This window comes from Rickettsia endosymbiont of Halotydeus destructor, assembly GCF_049278075.1.
In the GTDB taxonomy this organism is placed as follows: Bacteria; Pseudomonadota; Alphaproteobacteria; order Rickettsiales; family Rickettsiaceae; genus Rickettsia.
In genome coordinates, this window is record NZ_JAPNPB010000002.1 from 169,752 (window position 1) to 187,751 (window position 18,000).

Sequence of the window (18,000 nt, forward strand, 5' to 3'; positions counted from 1 at the left end):
TTTATCCTCTAAATCATTTCAAATAATTATACAAATTTCTGCCGTTATTCTTTAACCACAATCTTGCGAGCGGATATTCCGGATAAATCTTCGCCACTAATCGCCAAAAATTTTTACCGTGATTCATTTCTTTCAAATGGCACATCTCATGGACAACTAAATATTGCAAAACCTCGTAAGGAGCAAAAACTATTCGCCAATTAAAAGCAAGATTGCCTTTGCTTGAGCAGCTTCCCCATCTAGTCATATTGTCCATAATTCTAAGGCTCTCATAAGCTAACTTATGTTTACCGGCTATTACATCTACTAGTTTAGTAATTTCCTCTAATAATTTCTTTTTAAGAAAAATTTGTAAAGTTATTTTTCGCAAGTTATCAGTACTATATAACTTTATCGTATCATCATCTAATTTTACCGCATGATCATTTGACAGAGTATAAACCACTTTATAAATTTTGCCTAAAATAGGAATTTTATTATTATCAGCTTCAACTAAAGTTAATCTTGTTCGTAATTTTTGCCTAATCCAATATTCTTTAGTTATTAAAAATTTATAACCATTTTCGGGATTTGCTCCAAAAGGTAAAACCAATTCCGCACCTTTATGAGTAATTCTTATACTTATATTTTTAGCTTTTTGACTTTTTCTTATTTCTATCTTTTCAGGATTACCGTATTTATCCAGAGTAAAAAATTGTTCCGTCATTAGTTTAATGGTACATATGTAGCAGGATCAACGGCAATTTTACCTTTACGAATTGCAAAATGCAATTGCGCTGCCTTAGCATTGCCCGTATGCCCTACATGACCTATTACATCCCCTTTAGCAACTACATCACCCTTTTTAAGCTCTGTACTTTTCAAATGAGCATACGCTGCGTATAAGTCGCTAGAATCTAATTTTACTATAGTTAAATTACCAAATTGTTTATCATAGCCTGAATATACTACCGTACCAGCGGTTATAGACTTAACTATACTACCTTCTTTTGCCGCAATATTTATTCCTTTATTTTTACCGTGCTGCGTTTCCTCACCAAAATTAGTAATGATTTTGCCGTCTACCGGTTTAATAAAATCACTATTTACCTGGCAGGCATTTTCTCTATTCTTTTTATTTAATAGCTCATTACTAACTTTAATTTTAATGATTTGAGATTCATCTAACTGATAAGGATAACTTAAGTCATTAAGGCTTGCCAATGCTTTAACATTTTGGTCGTAATCTCTAGCGATAGATTCTAATGTCTCATCTTCTTGCACTTCATGATAAATTACTTTATTATCATCCTTTGCAGGCACTGTAATTATATCATCTGATTCTTCCGAGCTCTCCTGCTCTTCTTTCAAGATTCCAGCAGTCTTTTCCTGTATATCATCCTCGATATCCCTCCTGACTATTATGCCTTCATCCTGCTCTAACCCATTAGTCGACTTAGCAGTATTTACCATATTGTTAGATGTATTCGTTCCTCCGCCATATTCAATAGGCGCAGCAGGTTGATCAACACAACTAGCAACCAGAATCGCTGTAAAAAAAAGCAACATAACCCGAGATATCATATATTTACCGAAATTTATTATTAGGCAATGAATTAAGCATAGTATATAATTTTTATCATTATTTTCCATAAAAAACATTAATTATGAAAACTTACAATATTATAATAGCTAGCGATCACTCCGGTTACCAATTAAAAAGCAATATTATTAGTTATTTGCAAAAAAAATCTTTAACTGTTTATGATTGCGGTACTAATGATACTGAAAGAGTAGATTACCCTGATTATGCAAAAAAAGCTGTAGACGGTATTATCGAGAAACTGGCACCGCTCGGCATTTTAATTGGCGATACCGGAATTGGGATGTCAATTGCTGCTAATAGAAATTCAGAAATAAGAGCAGCTCTTTGCTTTGACGTATTTACGGCAAAAAGTGCACGAGCTCATAATGATGCTAATATATTAATTCTAGGAGCTAAGATATTGGACTCTAAAATAATTTATGAGATAATAGATAGTTTTTTAGCTACTAAATTTGAAGGCGGCAGGCATAGCGTGCGGTTATCAAAAATAAAATAAAGACAAAATGAACATTCAGGATTTTAAGCAAAAATATAATTACGATGTTGCAACCAAAATGATTCAACAATATTTAGATATTAAATTTGCTCATTTGGATTGTTTATTGTTATTTAGAATGGGTGATTTTTATGAAATGTTTTACGACGATGCAATTCTAGCAAGTGGCATCCTTGGTATTGCCTTAACTAAAAGAGGTAAGAACGGTGAGGAAGATATACCGATGTGCGGAGTGCCTCATCATGCGCTTGAAACATATTTAACAAAATTAATTGAAGAAAATTATAAAGTTGCTATTTGCGATCAGCTAGAAACACCGGAAGAAGCTAAAAAGCGTGACGGTTATAAAGCGGTAGTGAGTAGAAATGTCACTCGTATTATTACACCTGGCACAATTATCGAAGAATCTTTAATTTCAGCGAGCGAGCCAAATTATCTAGCTAGCCTTGCCTTACATAAAAATAGGGATTTAGCAGCAATTTGCTATATTGATCTTTCCATTTCACAAATTTTCATAATTAACATTGCTTTCGATGAAGTGCTAAATGAACTGGCACGGCTTAAACCGAAAGAAATTTTACTTAGCGAAAATTTAAGATCCTCAGAACTTGCAAACAATATATCTAAGCAACTTGGTCTTCGAATTACTTACCACGTAGATAGTTTTTTTGCCTTTAATAAATGTCAAAAAATTATTCTAGATTTTTATAAAATTAAAGATGTTAAAGCTATCGGTGAAATATCCGATCAACAAGTGAGTAGTATCGGTAGTATTTTAGAATATCTAAGCTTAACACAAAAAGAACATATACCGCATTTGCCGCTGCCGAAAATTGTCAATTTATCGGAGCATATGACAATTGATTTCGCAACGAGGCGTAACCTTGAAATTGTTGCTAACTTATCTGGTAACATCAAAGGTAGCTTACTTAGCACCCTTAATCATACAATTACCAAGCCTGGGAGCCGTTTACTATATAATTTTCTATCTAGCCCCTTAACTAATATTACTAAAATAAATCATCGTCTTAATATTACAGAATTTTTCTATTCTAACTTAGACATAACTAGCGGGATTAGGGAAATACTAAAAAAAACCGGCGATGTAGAGCGTTGTTTAACACGAATTACCATGAATCGTAGTTCTGGGCGTGATTTGCTAAATATTAAATATACGCTAGATGCAGCTTTGCAAATTAAAGGTATATTTTTTAGTCGATATGGCCTTGAGCTGCCACCCTTTATTGAAAAAATCACTAAAGCTTTAGCAGGCGATGAAGAATTATATGACTTAATAGATAGCGCAATTAAAGAAGACGCTCCAAATAACTTAAATGACGGTGGTATAATAAAACCCGAATATCATCCAAGAGTAAAAGAATTACATGATTTAATTAATAACGGCAAATTACATATAGAAAAATTAAAAGAGCAATATCGCCGTGAAACGGGAATAGACAGCCTTAAAATATCTCATAATAACGTTATTGGGCTTTTTATTGATATTACTACCAAAAATATTAATAAAATAATAGATAGGAAATTTATTCACCGACAAACTACGGCTAATAGTGTTCGCTACACTACCGTTGACTTACAGAGACTTGAGAGCGAGTTAGTAAACGCCAGAAGTTTAGCGATTAATTTGGAACAGGAATTATATGCTGATATTTGTCGGCAGATAGTTGATAAAACCGTATTTTTACGAATGCTTGCCGGCTCGCTAAGCGGTCTTGACGTATTTTGTAATTTTGCACATATTGCCGACGAATATAATTACGTTAAACCGGAATTTACCGAAGATCAAAGCTTTGAAATTATTAAAGGACGTCACCCTGTAATAGAACAGGCATTGCTTCGTGATAGCAGGAATTTTGTAAGTAACAATTGTCAACTGTCAGAAGATAAACGAATCTGGTTAATTACCGGCCCAAACATGGCAGGTAAAAGTACTTTTCTGCGGCAAAATGCTATCATTACCATAATAGCTCAAATAGGTTGTTTTGTACCAGCAACAAGCGCCAAAATAGGCGTTGTAGATAAAATATTTAGTAGAATAGGTGCAGCAGACGATTTACTTAGAGGGCAATCAACTTTTATGGCAGAGATGCTTGAAACCTCGGCGATTCTTGCGCAATCAACTAAGAATTCTTTGATTATACTCGATGAAGTAGGTAGAGGCACCTCAACTTACGACGGCGTCTCTATTGCCTGGTCAGTGCTTGAGCATATCCATGACAAATTAAAATGCCGCTGCCTTTTTGCAACGCATTATCACGAGCTAACTATTATGGATAATTTTTTACCGGCTTTAAAAAATTATACCATTGCTATTGAAGAATCGGGAAAAGATGTTTTATTTTTACATAATATTATAGAAGGTGCCGCCGATAAATCATACGGCATTCATGTAGCGGCTATTGCCGGGTTACCTGCAAGCGTTATCAATAGAGCTAACCAAATTTTAGCTAAATTCGAAAAAACGGCAGCTAGCAAAGGTAAAAATATCTTATCTACCGAATCAAATAATTTAAGCCTATTCACTTTAGCCCCCTCCCCTAAAGAAGAAATTTCTATAAGTAAATTAGAGGAAGAAGTAAATAGCATTAATCCCGACCAACTATCCCCTAAAGAAGCATTAGAGATAATTTATAAGTTAAAGAACATAACTGCGTCAAATTAACAACTTTGAAATAAGAAATTCAACTGTATTAATCATAATAGTATTTTGCTTTACTTAAGAATCTCCTAAATTTTAAATACCTCGGTCATTAAAATTTAAGGAGAAAAATGAACAAACAATCAAACGTATCCATCCCGCCCTTAGACCTCACTCATTTTATAAATTCAAAAAATGAAGAACCTTTAAGTTCTTCAAGTTCAGAAGATGAGGAACTATTTAAAAAACCGGCAAGTAAAACATTAAACGATGAGCAAAACATTTTTATTCTAGAATATTTTTGCAAGTTAATTAATGAAGATGAAAAGGATTTAATAGAACTCCTTTTCAAAACGCATCCTTATATTTTACACGTAGCAGCTGAATGCGGTGCAAAAGAAAGCGTTAAAAAGATTCTGGAACTAAAACCTGAATTAATTAATGTAGTAATTTATAACGGTCTCACAGTATTACATTCTGCAGTGCTAGGGGTAGCAGATCTGGAAATATTCAAAATACTGCTTGAAGCTAATCCGGCATTAATTAATGCAGAGGATGGATGGAGTAATACGCCTTGGCATTACGGTCAAATTCATGGGTTTGGTAAAAATATACTTACGGATAACCTGCTTGAAGCAGAAGATATCCAGACGATGTTGCAAGGGTATGTCAAAGATTTCATAAATCAATCTTCTACCTAGCACGAGAGCTTAGCGGGTGATCATAACATAATCCCTGATTATGCAGAATAAGAAAAATAAGAAAATTTTAACAAATATTGAGGAAAATAATGATAAGTTTACAAAAACAAAAAGTTTCAGCGAACAAAACTTCAAATAATAAATTAAGGAAATTATCTCATTCAGAAAATGAAGTAACTATAGTTAGAGAAACAAACCCGCTTTATGAAATAAAAAATCCAGCGATGTTTAAATATTTAGATTCAGACTCATATAATGAGGCAGTGGAAAGACTAGCTAATTCTGATGCAGATATAAAGGAAATAGAGCAATATTTATTAGGCGAAATATATAGTTAAACACTTTCAAAAAGTAGGAAATAAAAAATTATAGTAGACTGATTATAAGAAGCTGATATTAATTATACTATTACTCGTTATTGTGAGGAGAGACATAGTCTCGACGTGGCAATCTAGAAAGTAACAGCTGGATTGCTTCGCTTCGCTCGCAATGACAGTATAGAATTGAGCCATGACAGAGTTAGCACCGTTTTTGTCCACTCAGGTAATGCTTTCACAGGAATGACACTAAAAATTCAAGCCATGCAATAACATAAGAACCAATTTGTTTATTAAAATTCATGTATTTTTTATCAAGCATTATAATTATAATATTTTTTTTGAGTTCCTGTACTTTAAAGCCGGTATATAGTGAAAAATATTATAATTATTTATCCTCGCATAATGAATTAAACGCCATTAACGTTGAGCCAGTAAGGTCAGTTGACGGCGCAGAGTTTTATCATCGTCTTGTTAGTATTTTACCGCAAAAGGCAAAAGCGGAGTATTTATTAAAAACGCAATTTGTTAATGTAAGTATGCCGGCTACTATTGCAAAGAATTCTAATATTTTAAGAGAATCAATAAATCAATCAGTTAGCTATCAATTAATTGATATTAAGACTAATAAAATTTTAACTTCTGAAAAATTTTATCAAACTACTTCATATAATACAATTTTTTCGCCTTACGCTTCTGATATTGAAAGAGAAGAAACGCAAATAGAACTAGCGCGTCAAGCAGCTGAGGAAATCCGTACTAGATTAATTTTATATTTTGCTAAAAATAAACAAGCTTCATGAAACTATATCTTTCACAGGTCAATCAGTTACTGGAACTAGTCCAGATAGGTAAAATTAAAGCTATCCTGCTTTATGGGCCTGATAAGGGTTATATAAATAAAATTTGTAAAGCATTAGTTAAGAAATTCTCCATGGTGCAGACTTCTATGGAATATACGAATCTTAATGTTGCCTCTCTTGAGATGTTGCTTAATTCGCGGAATTTTTTTGGTCAAAAAGAATTGGTTAAAATAAGATCAGTAACAAACTCTATCGATAAAAATTTAAAAATAATGCTTAACGGTGATTACTTTCATTTACCGGTATTTATCGGCGATGAGATTGCCTCTAGCTCTAGCATTAAGAAATTTTTTGAAACTGAACAGCAACTAGCTGCTATTGCTTGTTATCATGATGATGAGCAGAAGATTGAAAAGTTAATATTAAATGAGCTTAATAAAGCAGCTAAAACTATCAAACGAGAAGCGCTTATTTATCTAAAAACTCATCTAAGGGGCGATCACGGATTAATTTGTAATGAAATTACCAAACTGGTAAATTTTGCTTTTGATAAACAAGAAATCACTTTAGAAGACGTAAAAGCTGTAATTAGCAGTGAAATTATGGCTAATGGTAACGATTTAGCTATTTATTTTGCTAAAAAAGACTATGAAAAATTTTTGCACGAACTTGCGATACTAAAAAAGCAGAATATTAATGAAGTACTTATAATTAGGGCGTTAATCAGGTATTATTTAAATTTGTACATAGTTTTGTCGAAAGTAGCAAACGGTGAAAAACTTGATTTAGCAATAAAATCGCTTTCACCGCCGATTTTTTATCAATATATTAATGATTTCAAACAAACTGCCAATCAAATTAATTTACATGGTTGTCTAAACACGTTAGCAAAATTACAGCAGGCAGAAGTAGATTTTAAGTTAAGACCCGCCAGCTTTGATTTATATCAACAAATTTGTAATTCTTGATATGCCCAGACCTGATTTTTCTGACACTTATACCGAACTATACTCAAATGATTTGAGTATACAAGAAATCATTAGGGTTAATCATGCCGGAGAATACGGCGCAAAAAGAATTTACCAAGGACAATTAAAATATATAAAATCCTCAAATGATCACGCTTTAATAAAAGAAATGCTTGCACAAGAAGAGATACATTTAAATTATTTTTCCGATGAGTTATTAAAACGACAAATCAGACCAACAATTTTAATATTATTCTGGCATCATTTTGGCTATCTGCTAGGAGCCGGTTCGGCTATATTAGGTCCTAAAACCGCTATGCTTATAACTCAAGCGGTAGAGGAAGTAATAGAAGAGCATTATCAAAAACAGATAGATTATTTAAAGGGTATAGATACAGAGTTACTAGATAATATAATTCAATTTCAAGCTGATGAAATTGCTCATAAAAATACTGCTATAATTCATGATAGCGAACAAGCTTTTTTAGCTCCGATAATTAGCAAAATAGTTAAGTTAATTTGTTACATTTCAATTAGTTTAAGCAAGAAGGTTTAACAATAGAAATAAGTGGGGTTGCATAGCTCAACAAAAGCAGTAATATGTCATTCCCGCGGAGGCGGGAATCCAGACCTTTCTTTGTCATGCGGAACTTGTTTCAACATCTTTTTAGTAGATCCTGAAATAAATGAAATAATGACTGTTATTTTTTCTGGGTTCCCGTTTTCACGGGAATGACATCGAGAGCTTTTTAAAAATTGTCGGGTACTATATACCCCCAAATATACAAATTCTTGCAATTCTAGCTGATATATATGAGTGATTTACAAAGACAAGCATCAGATCCTAAATATTCTGTTTGGGTGGCGGCATCTGCTGGTACTGGTAAAACAAAAATCCTAACCGATCGTGTTTTAAGGTTATTGATTAAAGGAGCAGAATTTAAAAATATCCTTTGTCTTACGTTTACTAATGCTGCTGCTTTGGAAATGAAGACAAGGATTAGTAATAAACTTAAAAATTTTGCACTTGCAGAGATAAGTACATTAAAGGAGGAGCTTTTTTCAGTAACGGGTGAAAAGCCGTCAGCTAACGAAATAGCTAATGCTCAAACTTTATATTCTAAATTATTAAATACCGATACACCGCTAAATATCTACACTATTCATGCCTTTTGTCAAAAAATTCTTAAATCTTTTCCGCTTGAAGGAGGGGTAACGCCGGAGTTCCAAATCCTTGATGACTCTCTACTACAAGATATTTTCTTGCAAATAAAAAGCGATATTTATTTAAATCCTAAACATTCTTCTTTTATTAATTTTTTGCTTAGCAATTTTCATGAAACAACCATACAAGATATTTTTGATGAAATAATAACACAGAAAATCAAATTTAAAAAACTATTTACGTTGGAGCAACCTCAAACAAATAATGAATCACTCACTGCTAAGCAATTGTTGGTTATGTATGACACTGTGAGATCTTTGCTGACAAAATATTCATTAAATATTAACCCAAAAGAGTTATTTTTTACTAAAGACGGTAGTAAACGAAAAAATATTTTTTCAAGAGAGCTACAGAAACAATATCCAAAATTATTAGTAGAGCTTGAAAATATTAGTACGGAAATTTATAGGTTAGATCAATTAAGTAAAATAGAAGAAGTAACTTATTATTCAGCTTTACTTATTAACTTCGCGCAAATTTTTCTTAAAAAATATGAGCAATATAAGCTGGATAATAATTTTCTCGATTATGATGATCTTATTTACTATACGCAATTATTGTTAAATAATGATAATATGGAATGGGTATTGCATAAGCTGGAAGACGATATAACTCATATACTTATCGACGAAGCCCAAGATACCAGCCCAGGACAATGGGAGATTATCAGTGCAATTATAACAGAATTTAATGCTACCGTTAATCCGGATAGCAGTATTTTTGTGGTAGGTGACGAAAAACAATCAATTTTTAGTTTTCAGGGAGCTAATCTTACTGTTTTCAATAACGTTAATAATGTTTTAAAAAATAACCTGATTACCGCTAATAGAAAATTTAAAAATATTACACTTGACCTGTCCTACAGATCGACCGAAGAAATTTTACAGCTGGTTCATAAAGTTTTTAAACAAATAAAAATCGATAACCCTACTCTCTTTATTTCCGATAATCCGTTAATTTCATCTTTCCGTAAAATTAATAAATCTCATAGTGGTAGTGTTGAATTATGGCCGTTAGTTATTGCCGAGGAAAAGACCGAGTTATTTTGGCCGCTACCGGAAGACCATAATAAATTGCTATCTTCTATAGAATTACTCATTCACAAAATTACTGATTTCATAAAAACCCAACTAAAAAGTAAAAAGATTCTACCTTCTACCGGGAAAGAAATAATGGAAAGAGATTTTATGATTTTAGTTAGAAAAAGAGATGAATTTAGTAACAAGCTGATAAATCATCTTAAACAGTCAGGGCTTAATGTGGAAGGGAGTGATAGGGTAACGCTAAAAGAAAACCTGTCAGTAATGGATTTAACTTCAATAGCCAAATTTGTTTTATTACCGGATGACGATTTAAATCTGGCAAGCTTACTTAAATCGCCGATAATTGGTATGAGTGAACAACAATTATATGAACTTGCTTTAAACCGCGGAGAGAATTCTTTATGGGCAACTTTATTTAATAATATTTTATTATATAAGGAATTTTATTTAAAGCTAAGCTATCTGATTGAAATCTATCAAACCTCAAATGCTGGAAATTTTTTTCTTTCAGTAATTAATAATTTAAATTTAAGAGAAACCTTAAATATCACCAACGGAGCGGATAGTGATGATGCTATAAATGAATTACTTTCTTTAAGTGCTGACTATGCTCATAAAATTGATAATTCTTTGCAAGGCTTTATAGCTTGGTTTGAAAATAACGATATTAAAATTAAACGAGATATTGAGCATTCGGATAAAATAAGAATAATGACCGTTCACGGCTCTAAAGGTTTGCAATCACCAGTTGTTATATTATGCGATAATACTATAATGCCCATTAACAGAAATAAATTTATCTGGACAGAAGATGGAGAAATGTTTTTTTCTACGAAAACTAACAGTAGCCCGGATTTTTTTAAAGAGTTAAAGGCACAGGAACAACAAAAAGATATTCAGGAATATATTAGGCTGCTTTACGTTGCTATGACTAGGGCAGAAGATCATTTAATTATCTGCGGCTATAGTAACAAAATTAAAATACCTGAAAATTGTTGGTATGGACTTGTAGCAAAAGTTATGAAATTTAGCAACTATTAGTTACTTTTATCTTTACAAGGTACTATTTATAGTGTAATAATGTCCTTTTTTTAAAAGGTATATTTATGTGGCTATTAGAGTGGTTAGAACAATTATTTGAAGCTAAAGCAAAGATTCAAATAAATAGAGTTTTAGAATTACCGTCTTTGCATCAAGCGGTGTTAAATAATAATATATCAGAGGTGAGGTTGTGCCTTCATCATAAGGCTAATGTCAATGAGCAGGATATTATAAATGGGAGTACAGCTTTGCATTATGCGATTAAAAACGGCAATGTGGAAATAATAAGTTGTTTGCTTAAATGCCAGGGAATAAACTTAACAATTAAAAATAAACAAGATTATACTCCTTTAGATTTATTGCAAAAAATACCACCTATAAATCTAGAAAGCTCTGGCTCTATATTTAACGACTACAATAAGATACAAAATATAGGAGAGATAAAAATTATTGATGATGAATAAAATTAAGATATTTTTATTTCTTCTTCCTGTTGCTTATACCATAATTCGGCATAACGACCTTTTTGTTTTAATAAATCTCGATGAGTGCCACGCTCTAATATATAGCCGTTATCTATAACAATAATCTCATCGGCATCGATAATTGTTGATAACCTGTGAGCAATAATTAAAGTGGTATGTTGGCTTGAGATTTCCTTAAGGCTAGCTTGAATTAATTTTTCGGTTTTGGTATCAAGCGAAGAAGTGGCTTCATCAAAAATATATATTGATGGATTTTTAAGAATAGTTCTGGCAATGGCAATGCGCTGCTTCTCTCCGCCGGAAAGTTTAAGCCCACGCTCACCGACCATCGCATTATATCCTTCAGGCAAAGAGGTAATAAATTCGTGAATATGAGCATTTCTGGCAGCCTTTAAAACTTCTTCATAAGAAGCCGAACTATCCCCGTAAGCAATATTATAATAAATAGTATCGTTAAATAAAACGGTATCTTGCGGTACTATTCCGATAGCTGAGCGTAATGACTCCTGCGTCACTTCTCTTATATCCTGGCCATCAATAGTAATTTTTCCGCCGGTTACATCATAAAATCTAAAAAGCAACCTTGAGATCGTTGATTTACCTGCTCCGCTAGCTCCGACTATAGCTAAAGTTTTTCCGCTTTCGATAGTAAAATCGATATTATGCAAAATAGGCCGCTCAAGGTTATAAGCAAAACTTACATTTTCAAAAGCGACCAACCCTTTCGGTATCTGTAATATCGCACTGGTAGGAGGATCCTGTATTTCAATCGGAACGTTTAGTAACTCAAACATATCTTCCATACTAATTATGGCGTTCTTAATTTCACGGTAAGCAAAACCTAGCATCGAAAGAGGTATAGATAATTGGAAAAGATAAGAATTGACCATAATCAAATCGCCAACTGTCATTTTATTCTGTTCGATAGCGATAGCAGAAAGCATCATAAGAGTGATTAAGCCAAGCGATATAATGACATCTTGACCAATATTTAAAATAGACAGGCTAGTAGTGGTTTTTACTGCAGATTTTTCATATGTTACTAACGCTTCATCAAATTTTTTCGCTTCATATTCTTCATTGCCAAAATATTTAACCGTTTCAAAATTTAACAAGCTATCAATCGCTCTATTATTAGCTACATTGTCACTTTGATTCATTTGCCTTGCAAAGGAAATACGCCATTGACTAACTGAAAAAGTATAAATGGTATAAACTACCATGGTAGCTAAAATAGTTACGGCAAACCAAATGCCGTAAACATACCATAGTATAGTACAAACCAACAGCACTTCTATACTTGTCGGAATAATGTTAAACAACGAATAACGTAACACCGATTCAATTCCTTTAGTCCCTCTCTCTATCGATCTACTAAGCCCCCCGGTTTTACGATCCAGGTGAAAGCGCATGCTAAGATTATGCATATGCTTAAATACATCTAAAGCAATTAAACGCGTGGCTTGATGCCCTACCTTAGCAAAAATAATATTACGTAGTTCATTAAATATCTGGGCAAATATTTTGGTACCGCCATAAGCAATAATCATACCAATAATTACCGAAAGCACTATCTTGTTATTTAATGCGTCTATCACATATTTATAGACAATCGGAACTAATATATTAATTATTTTAGCGATTAACAGACAGATAAGAGAGATGATAATACGTAATCGAATTTTAAAATCCGTCGGCCAGAGATAAGGCAGAAGAGAAGAAAAAGCATTCTTTTTTAAAGGTCTTTCAGTCATTATTTAGTTTTAGTTATTGTTGAGTGGAACATATTTTGATGTTATTCTATTGCTCTTATGTCATCCCCGCGAATGGGTTGTTGCGTGGATACTTAAACCGTCATTGCGAGGAGAGAGGCGTAGCCTCGACGTGGCAATCTAGCCGTCATTGCGAAGTCACAAAGCGGCTGTGGCAATCTAAATAAAAAATAGCTTGATTGCTTCGCTTCACTCGCAATGACGAGGGGAATTTTAGATTGCCATGCCGGCATAAATACCTCCTTGCAATGACGTATAAGGGTCTACGCCAATACCAAACTTAACCGCCAAAGGCTGTAGAGGGAACTTTTTTTGGCTGACCTTCTAATAATTTATCCAACCTTCCCTCTTTTTCAAGCTCAAATAAATCATCACATCCACCGATGTGCATATTATCAATAAATATTTGCGGCACTGTTTTTTTACCACCAGCTTTTTTTATCAATTTTTCCTTTTGTTCTTCAGTAAAATCTTCAACTGCTATCTCTTGATAAGTAACATTTTTACTATCAAGTAATGCTTTTGCTTTAATACAGTAAGGGCAATGAGCAAGTGTATAAATAATAACGGTATGTAATATAGTTTTATTCATATTAGTATATTTTTTTATGTGATTTTAAGTTATTATAATATAAATCTAACATAAGTAAATGAATGAATAATTTTTCTATTATATCAGAGCATAAGCCGGCCGGGGATCAACCGAAAGCGATAGATACGATTGTTAAAGGGCTGGAAGCTAAGGAACGCTCTCAGATGCTGCTCGGTATTACCGGTTCTGGTAAAACTTTTACTATGGCAAATATTATTGCGAGAACCGGCAGACCGACGCTTATTATGGCGCATAATAAAACTCTTGCTGCACAAATTTATGCAGAAATGAAGTCGATTTTTCCACAAAACGCCGTTGAGTATTTTGTTTCATATTACGATTATTATCAGCCTGAAGCCTATATAGCACGAACTGATACTTTTATTGAAAAAGATTCCTCTATTAATGAGCAAATAGATTTAATGCGCCACTCGGCAACCAGATCACTACTTGAACGTCGCGATGTAATAGTTGTTGCCTCTATTTCCTGTATTTATGGCCTTGGTTCTCCTGATCTCTATTATCAAATGACGGTTAATTTAGTACCGGGAGACACCTACTCCCGAGATAAGTTATTAAATGATCTAGTGAATTTACAATATGAACGCAATGATATCGGTTTTGAGCGAGGTTGTTTTAGGGTAAAAGGTGATAATATTGATGTCTTCCCTTCGCACTATAGTGACAAAGCTTGGCGCTTATCATTTTTTGGCAATGAGCTTGAGCATATTCATGAATTTGATCCGCTTACTGGTGAGAAGCTGGCGAAACTTGATAAAGCAATAATTTATGGTAATTCGCATTTTGTCATGCCGAAAGAAGCAGTACAAAAAGCTATAGTACAAATTGAGGATGAATTACAAAAGCGTTTAGCTTTCCTAAAATCACAAGATAGATTATTAGAATATCAAAGGCTTAATCAACGGACTCAATATGACCTGGAAATGTTGATGGAAACCGGTAGTTGTAAAGGTGTGGAAAATTACTCTCGGCTATTTACTGGCAGAAAACCGGGCGAGCCGCCACCGACCTTATTTGAGTACCTGCCAAAAGATGCATTATTATTCGTTGATGAAAGCCATGTATCGGTACCGCAAATTAGAGCGATGTATAACGGCGATAGAGCACGAAAGGAAGTATTAGTCGAACATGGCTTCCGACTTCCTTCCGCTCTCGATAACCGCCCTTTAAAGTTTGAAGAGTGGGAGACTTTCAGACCGCAAACTATTTTTGTCTCGGCAACGCCATCACCTTTTGAACTTGAACAATCGGGAGACAATTTAATAGAGCAGATAATTAGACCTACCGGCCTGCTTGATCCTGCATGTATAGTTAGACCGGCTATTAATCAGGTTGAGGATTTAGTAGGCGAGATTCAAAGTACTATTGCCAAAGGATTTCGTATTTTAGTCACCACTCTTACCAAAAAAATGGCGGAGGATTTAACTACCTATTTACAGGAGTTAAATTATAAAACATCATATTTGCATTCTAATGTTCATACGCTTGAGCGTATTGAAATCTTGAGAGATTTAAGACAAGGAACAATAGACATACTAATCGGGATAAATTTGCTACGAGAAGGTCTTGATATTCCTGAATGCGGATTAGTAGCGATTTTGGACGCCGATAAAGAGGGGTTTTTGCGCTCAGAGGTATCGTTAATCCAAACCATCGGTAGAGCAGCCAGAAATAGCGAAGGCAGAGTAATACTTTATGCCGATAAAATGACCAAATCAATCGACAAAGCTCTTAGCGAGACCTTACGTAGAAGAACTATTCAGGAAGAATTTAATAAAGAAAATAATATAACTCCAACAACTATTAACCGCACTATCCATGCTTTAATGGAACTTGAAAAAGTAGATAGTAAACTTCAGGATAAAAAACAAACTCATTTATTATTTGACAATCCTGTCAAATTAAAAATCCATATTGAAAAACTTAAAAAAGAAATGTACGCTGCAGCCAGCAATCTAGAATTTGAACAAGCGGCAAAATTACGTGATCAACTAAAAACCTTGGAGGAAGCAGCTCTTGAATTGAGTTAAGATAAATTTTTAGCAAATAATAAGTTACTATAATACCATTAATTTTTACATTTAAATAAATCAGTTATATAAAATAATAACAATTAATTAATTTTTATAATAAACTTTTAGAAGCAAAGATTAACATAATTATATATTTTTATGTCTAAAGAAAGAATAGAACAAGAATCACTAAAGAGTAAGCTTTTTGAAGTCTTAAAAACCAAAGATGAAGCATTGAATGCCAAAATATTCAGAGCCTGCGAAGGTATTGCTGAAGCTGCTATTGACCTTTCCAATGACCAGTCCCCTACTACTACAAGTTTATATATCAGTCAAGTGGATCTAGCTAACTTGAATAGTCAAGATTTAGCTAAAGTAACAAAAATAATAAAAGATTCATTCCCAGGAGAGAAAAATAAAGAATTAAGAGAGATAATCGATACACCCTTGTTACAGGAAATAGTCAGAGAAAATGCAACCGAACTCCAGGTTGAAGTAGATGATATGCGGCATAAAGCAGATTATAAAGAACTTAAAGGGATAATAAACGCTCCTACACCAGCAGTTAATGATATGCTACGTGACAAGCGAGTTGCGCAGCAAAGCGAGTTTACCGAAAAAGGTGCAAAGACTGCGGGAGTCTCTACTGGCTATGTTGCTACAGACAAAGAAGGCAATACTTTTATTTTAAAACATTTTTATAAAACTCATGATGCCTGCCTAGAAATCCAGGATAAAAATGCACGAAAACAGGCTATTGCTGATCGAAGAGATGGAGTGCAGGAATTAATAGGCTCTACCATGTATCAGTTTTTATTACATGATCGAGCACCGAAAGAAGGATTAGTAAAAGCAGACGAACACTCTTCGAATTCACTTTATGTACGTTCTAAATTCTTTGATAATGCTGTAACCCTGACAGAATTTTCCGGTTTATTAAATCAAACTAAAGTTAGAGCTAATGATAAAAATTTAAAAAACTTGGAAGGATTTGAAAAAGCCATAGCTGCTTGTCACATGCTCGGAGAAGGAGATTATCATGCCGGTAATTTGATGGTGCAGGATGGTAAAACCGTCACTAAGATTGATCATGGTCGCTCTTTTTTAGTATTTCATGATAATTTTAGCAGCATGATTCAGTCAACAGCTGCGATGTTTGCGCATTCTGGGGTTGGTTACGGTGCTGCTATTAAAGCAGGTAATTTATCATTTAGTATAGATAAATATAGCGAATCGCTAAATCAAATGATAAGTCAATTTGATGAAAAACAGATGGAAGCAATAGTGGACCAAAAAATTGATGAATTAAAAAAAGCTGGATTTGATCCGAAAAATATTGCATTAAGTGCTGATATTAAAAATTTTGATGATTTGAGGAAGCATTATAAGGACAATATAAAAGAAAACCTCGTTAATATGAAGGAAGTGGCTAAAAGCGCTGAAATAGTTACAAAATTTAGTAATGTCTCTCCTGAATTTAAAAATGGAGGTTGGTTAGAAGCTTTCGCTAACTCTGCTGTTAGAGACCCTGTACTCTATGCAGCTAAAAATAAAATTCAAATTGATGGGAAAGATGCTTTGGAGTGGGCATATGAAAATGATTATCAAATTAAAACTCCTATAGGTTTAAAAAAAGAAACTATACAAGAAAAATTATGGAAAAAAGATTCAGAAGGAAAATGGAAACAAAGAGAAGGTATTATTGAGAAAGATAAAGTAGATATGCAACTTTCTGATCCTGTAGAATCAATGCGTGTACAGGACAAAGCTGTTGGGGAAAAATTGGAATCTTTAGTCGTTGATTTCACCAAACAGACAGTTGGCAAAAAAATCACTGATAAAGAGATAGAAAAATTTTATGCAAATATCATGAATGAGCTAAAAAAAGAAAATTATCTTACGGATCAAAACATTAATAATATAAAAAATGATCCGGATTATAAAAGGAATATTAAAGAGACCACAAAACTTATAAACCTCGCCACTCCCAATTTAACCGGTAAAGATAAAATATATTACAAGGTAGCAAATTTTTGTAGAAAAATAGGATTACCTAACATATCAAATTACTTTGTAGAGAAAATTTCACCGGCTAACCTAAGTAAGCTTTATGAAACAGAAAATATTATCCACGCAAGCATAAAAATTGGTAGTAAGTTAAAAAGTCAAGTAGGCGAATTTCAAACGAAAAGACTTGAGGAGGTTAAAAAAATAACTCAATCTAAATTAAACGATAAAATGAAAGGAAAAAAGCTACAGACTCGTCTTTAATTATTAATT

Annotated in this window: 15 protein-coding genes; 11 read left to right on the forward strand and 4 right to left on the reverse strand. The window is 33.3% G+C overall.

From position 1 onward, the window contains the following. Nucleotides 1-13: 13 nt before the first annotated feature. Together OTR29_RS03195 and OTR29_RS03200 are read right to left on the reverse strand one after the other, a co-directional pair. Complete coding sequence (locus tag OTR29_RS03195) at nt 14-706, reverse strand: M48 family metallopeptidase (RefSeq protein ID WP_422229220.1); 693 nt, start codon at nt 704-706, stop codon at nt 14-16. Then, nucleotides 706-1,563 (reverse strand): M23 family metallopeptidase, encoded by an 858-nt coding sequence (locus OTR29_RS03200; RefSeq protein WP_422229221.1) that lies wholly within the window; start codon nt 1,561-1,563, stop codon nt 706-708. The genes OTR29_RS03195 and OTR29_RS03200 overlap by 1 nt, the downstream gene beginning before the upstream one ends. Before the next feature lie 83 nt (nt 1,564-1,646). Here OTR29_RS03200 and rpiB point away from each other — a divergent pair, with 83 nt between their 5' ends. The 9 genes from rpiB (at nt 1,647) to OTR29_RS03245 (ending at nt 11,302) form a co-directional block, all read left to right on the forward strand. Beyond that, the gene (gene rpiB, locus OTR29_RS03205; protein ID WP_422229222.1) at nt 1,647-2,081 is read left to right on the forward strand and encodes a ribose 5-phosphate isomerase B; all 435 of its coding nucleotides are present in this window, start codon (nt 1,647-1,649) and stop codon (nt 2,079-2,081) included. A 7-nt stretch (nt 2,082-2,088) separates the two neighbouring features. Continuing rightward, complete coding sequence (gene mutS, locus OTR29_RS03210) at nt 2,089-4,764, forward strand: DNA mismatch repair protein MutS (RefSeq protein WP_422229223.1); 2,676 nt, start codon at nt 2,089-2,091, stop codon at nt 4,762-4,764. A gap of 107 nt (nt 4,765-4,871) precedes the next feature. Next, nucleotides 4,872-5,441, forward strand: coding sequence for a hypothetical protein (locus OTR29_RS03215; protein WP_422229224.1), 570 nt, complete (start codon nt 4,872-4,874; stop codon nt 5,439-5,441). Nucleotides 5,442-5,530: 89 nt separating this feature from the next. After that, a complete protein-coding gene (locus OTR29_RS03220; protein WP_422229225.1) occupies nt 5,531-5,779 on the forward strand; it encodes a hypothetical protein in 249 nt (82 codons plus the stop codon). A 281-nt stretch (nt 5,780-6,060) separates the two neighbouring features. After that, nucleotides 6,061-6,561: an LPS assembly lipoprotein LptE gene (lptE, locus tag OTR29_RS03225; protein WP_422229226.1), complete on the forward strand. Its 501-nt coding sequence runs from the start codon at nt 6,061-6,063 to the stop codon at nt 6,559-6,561. Then, entirely contained in the window at nt 6,558-7,529 is a 972-nt protein-coding gene (gene holA, locus OTR29_RS03230; protein WP_422229227.1) for a DNA polymerase III subunit delta, read from the forward strand. Before lptE ends, holA begins: the two co-directional genes overlap by 4 nt. 1 nt (nt 7,530) lies before the next feature. Next, nucleotides 7,531-8,085 carry a demethoxyubiquinone hydroxylase family protein gene (locus OTR29_RS03235; RefSeq protein ID WP_422229228.1) on the forward strand — a complete coding sequence of 185 codons (555 nt, stop codon included), beginning with the start codon at nt 7,531-7,533 and terminating at the stop codon, nt 8,083-8,085. Nucleotides 8,086-8,342: 257 nt separating this feature from the next. Beyond that, nucleotides 8,343-10,838, forward strand: coding sequence for a UvrD-helicase domain-containing protein (locus OTR29_RS03240; protein WP_422229229.1), 2,496 nt, complete (start codon nt 8,343-8,345; stop codon nt 10,836-10,838). 65 nt (nt 10,839-10,903) lie between these two features. After that, nucleotides 10,904-11,302 (forward strand): ankyrin repeat domain-containing protein, encoded by a 399-nt coding sequence (locus tag OTR29_RS03245; RefSeq protein ID WP_422229230.1) that lies wholly within the window; start codon nt 10,904-10,906, stop codon nt 11,300-11,302. Between the two features lie 2 nt (nt 11,303-11,304). Here OTR29_RS03245 and OTR29_RS03250 read toward each other — a convergent pair whose 3' ends face one another. Further along, nucleotides 11,305-13,077 (reverse strand): ABCB family ABC transporter ATP-binding protein/permease, encoded by a 1,773-nt coding sequence (locus tag OTR29_RS03250; RefSeq protein ID WP_422229231.1) that lies wholly within the window; start codon nt 13,075-13,077, stop codon nt 11,305-11,307. Nucleotides 13,078-13,375: 298 nt separating this feature from the next. Further along, nucleotides 13,376-13,687 carry a glutaredoxin 3 gene (grxC, locus tag OTR29_RS03255; protein ID WP_422229232.1) on the reverse strand — a complete coding sequence of 104 codons (312 nt, stop codon included), beginning with the start codon at nt 13,685-13,687 and terminating at the stop codon, nt 13,376-13,378. Between the two features lie 62 nt (nt 13,688-13,749). Between grxC and uvrB the strand changes: the two genes are divergently transcribed. Together uvrB and risK1 are read left to right on the forward strand one after the other, a co-directional pair. Further along, complete coding sequence (uvrB, locus tag OTR29_RS03260; protein WP_422229233.1) at nt 13,750-15,738, forward strand: excinuclease ABC subunit UvrB; 1,989 nt, start codon at nt 13,750-13,752, stop codon at nt 15,736-15,738. 141 nt (nt 15,739-15,879) lie between these two features. Then, the gene (risK1, locus tag OTR29_RS03265) at nt 15,880-17,991 is read left to right on the forward strand and encodes a T4SS effector phosphatidylinositol 3-Kinase RisK1 (protein ID WP_422229234.1); all 2,112 of its coding nucleotides are present in this window, start codon (nt 15,880-15,882) and stop codon (nt 17,989-17,991) included. The last annotated feature ends 9 nt before the right edge of the window (nt 17,992-18,000 follow it).

Bases quoted from the DNA above. Each gene is read 5' to 3' on its own strand.
- grxC (WP_422229232.1), bottom strand. From the start codon at position 13,687: ATGAATAAAACTATATTACATACCGTTATTATTTATACACTTGCTCAT.
- OTR29_RS03240 (WP_422229229.1), top strand. From the start codon at position 8,343: ATGAGTGATTTACAAAGACAAGCATCAGATCCTAAATATTCTGTTTGG.
- OTR29_RS03215 (WP_422229224.1), top strand. From the start codon at position 4,872: ATGAACAAACAATCAAACGTATCCATCCCGCCCTTAGACCTCACTCAT.
- OTR29_RS03195 (WP_422229220.1), bottom strand. From the start codon at position 706: ATGACGGAACAATTTTTTACTCTGGATAAATACGGTAATCCTGAAAAG.
- mutS (WP_422229223.1), top strand. From the start codon at position 2,089: ATGAACATTCAGGATTTTAAGCAAAAATATAATTACGATGTTGCAACC.
- lptE (WP_422229226.1), top strand. From the start codon at position 6,061: ATGTATTTTTTATCAAGCATTATAATTATAATATTTTTTTTGAGTTCC.
- rpiB (WP_422229222.1), top strand. From the start codon at position 1,647: ATGAAAACTTACAATATTATAATAGCTAGCGATCACTCCGGTTACCAA.
- holA (WP_422229227.1), top strand. From the start codon at position 6,558: ATGAAACTATATCTTTCACAGGTCAATCAGTTACTGGAACTAGTCCAG.
- uvrB (WP_422229233.1), top strand. From the start codon at position 13,750: ATGAATAATTTTTCTATTATATCAGAGCATAAGCCGGCCGGGGATCAA.
- OTR29_RS03235 (WP_422229228.1), top strand. From the start codon at position 7,531: ATGCCCAGACCTGATTTTTCTGACACTTATACCGAACTATACTCAAAT.
- OTR29_RS03245 (WP_422229230.1), top strand. From the start codon at position 10,904: ATGTGGCTATTAGAGTGGTTAGAACAATTATTTGAAGCTAAAGCAAAG.
- OTR29_RS03220 (WP_422229225.1), top strand. From the start codon at position 5,531: ATGATAAGTTTACAAAAACAAAAAGTTTCAGCGAACAAAACTTCAAAT.
- risK1 (WP_422229234.1), top strand. From the start codon at position 15,880: ATGTCTAAAGAAAGAATAGAACAAGAATCACTAAAGAGTAAGCTTTTT.
- OTR29_RS03250 (WP_422229231.1), bottom strand. From the start codon at position 13,077: ATGACTGAAAGACCTTTAAAAAAGAATGCTTTTTCTTCTCTTCTGCCT.
- OTR29_RS03200 (WP_422229221.1), bottom strand. From the start codon at position 1,563: ATGATATCTCGGGTTATGTTGCTTTTTTTTACAGCGATTCTGGTTGCT.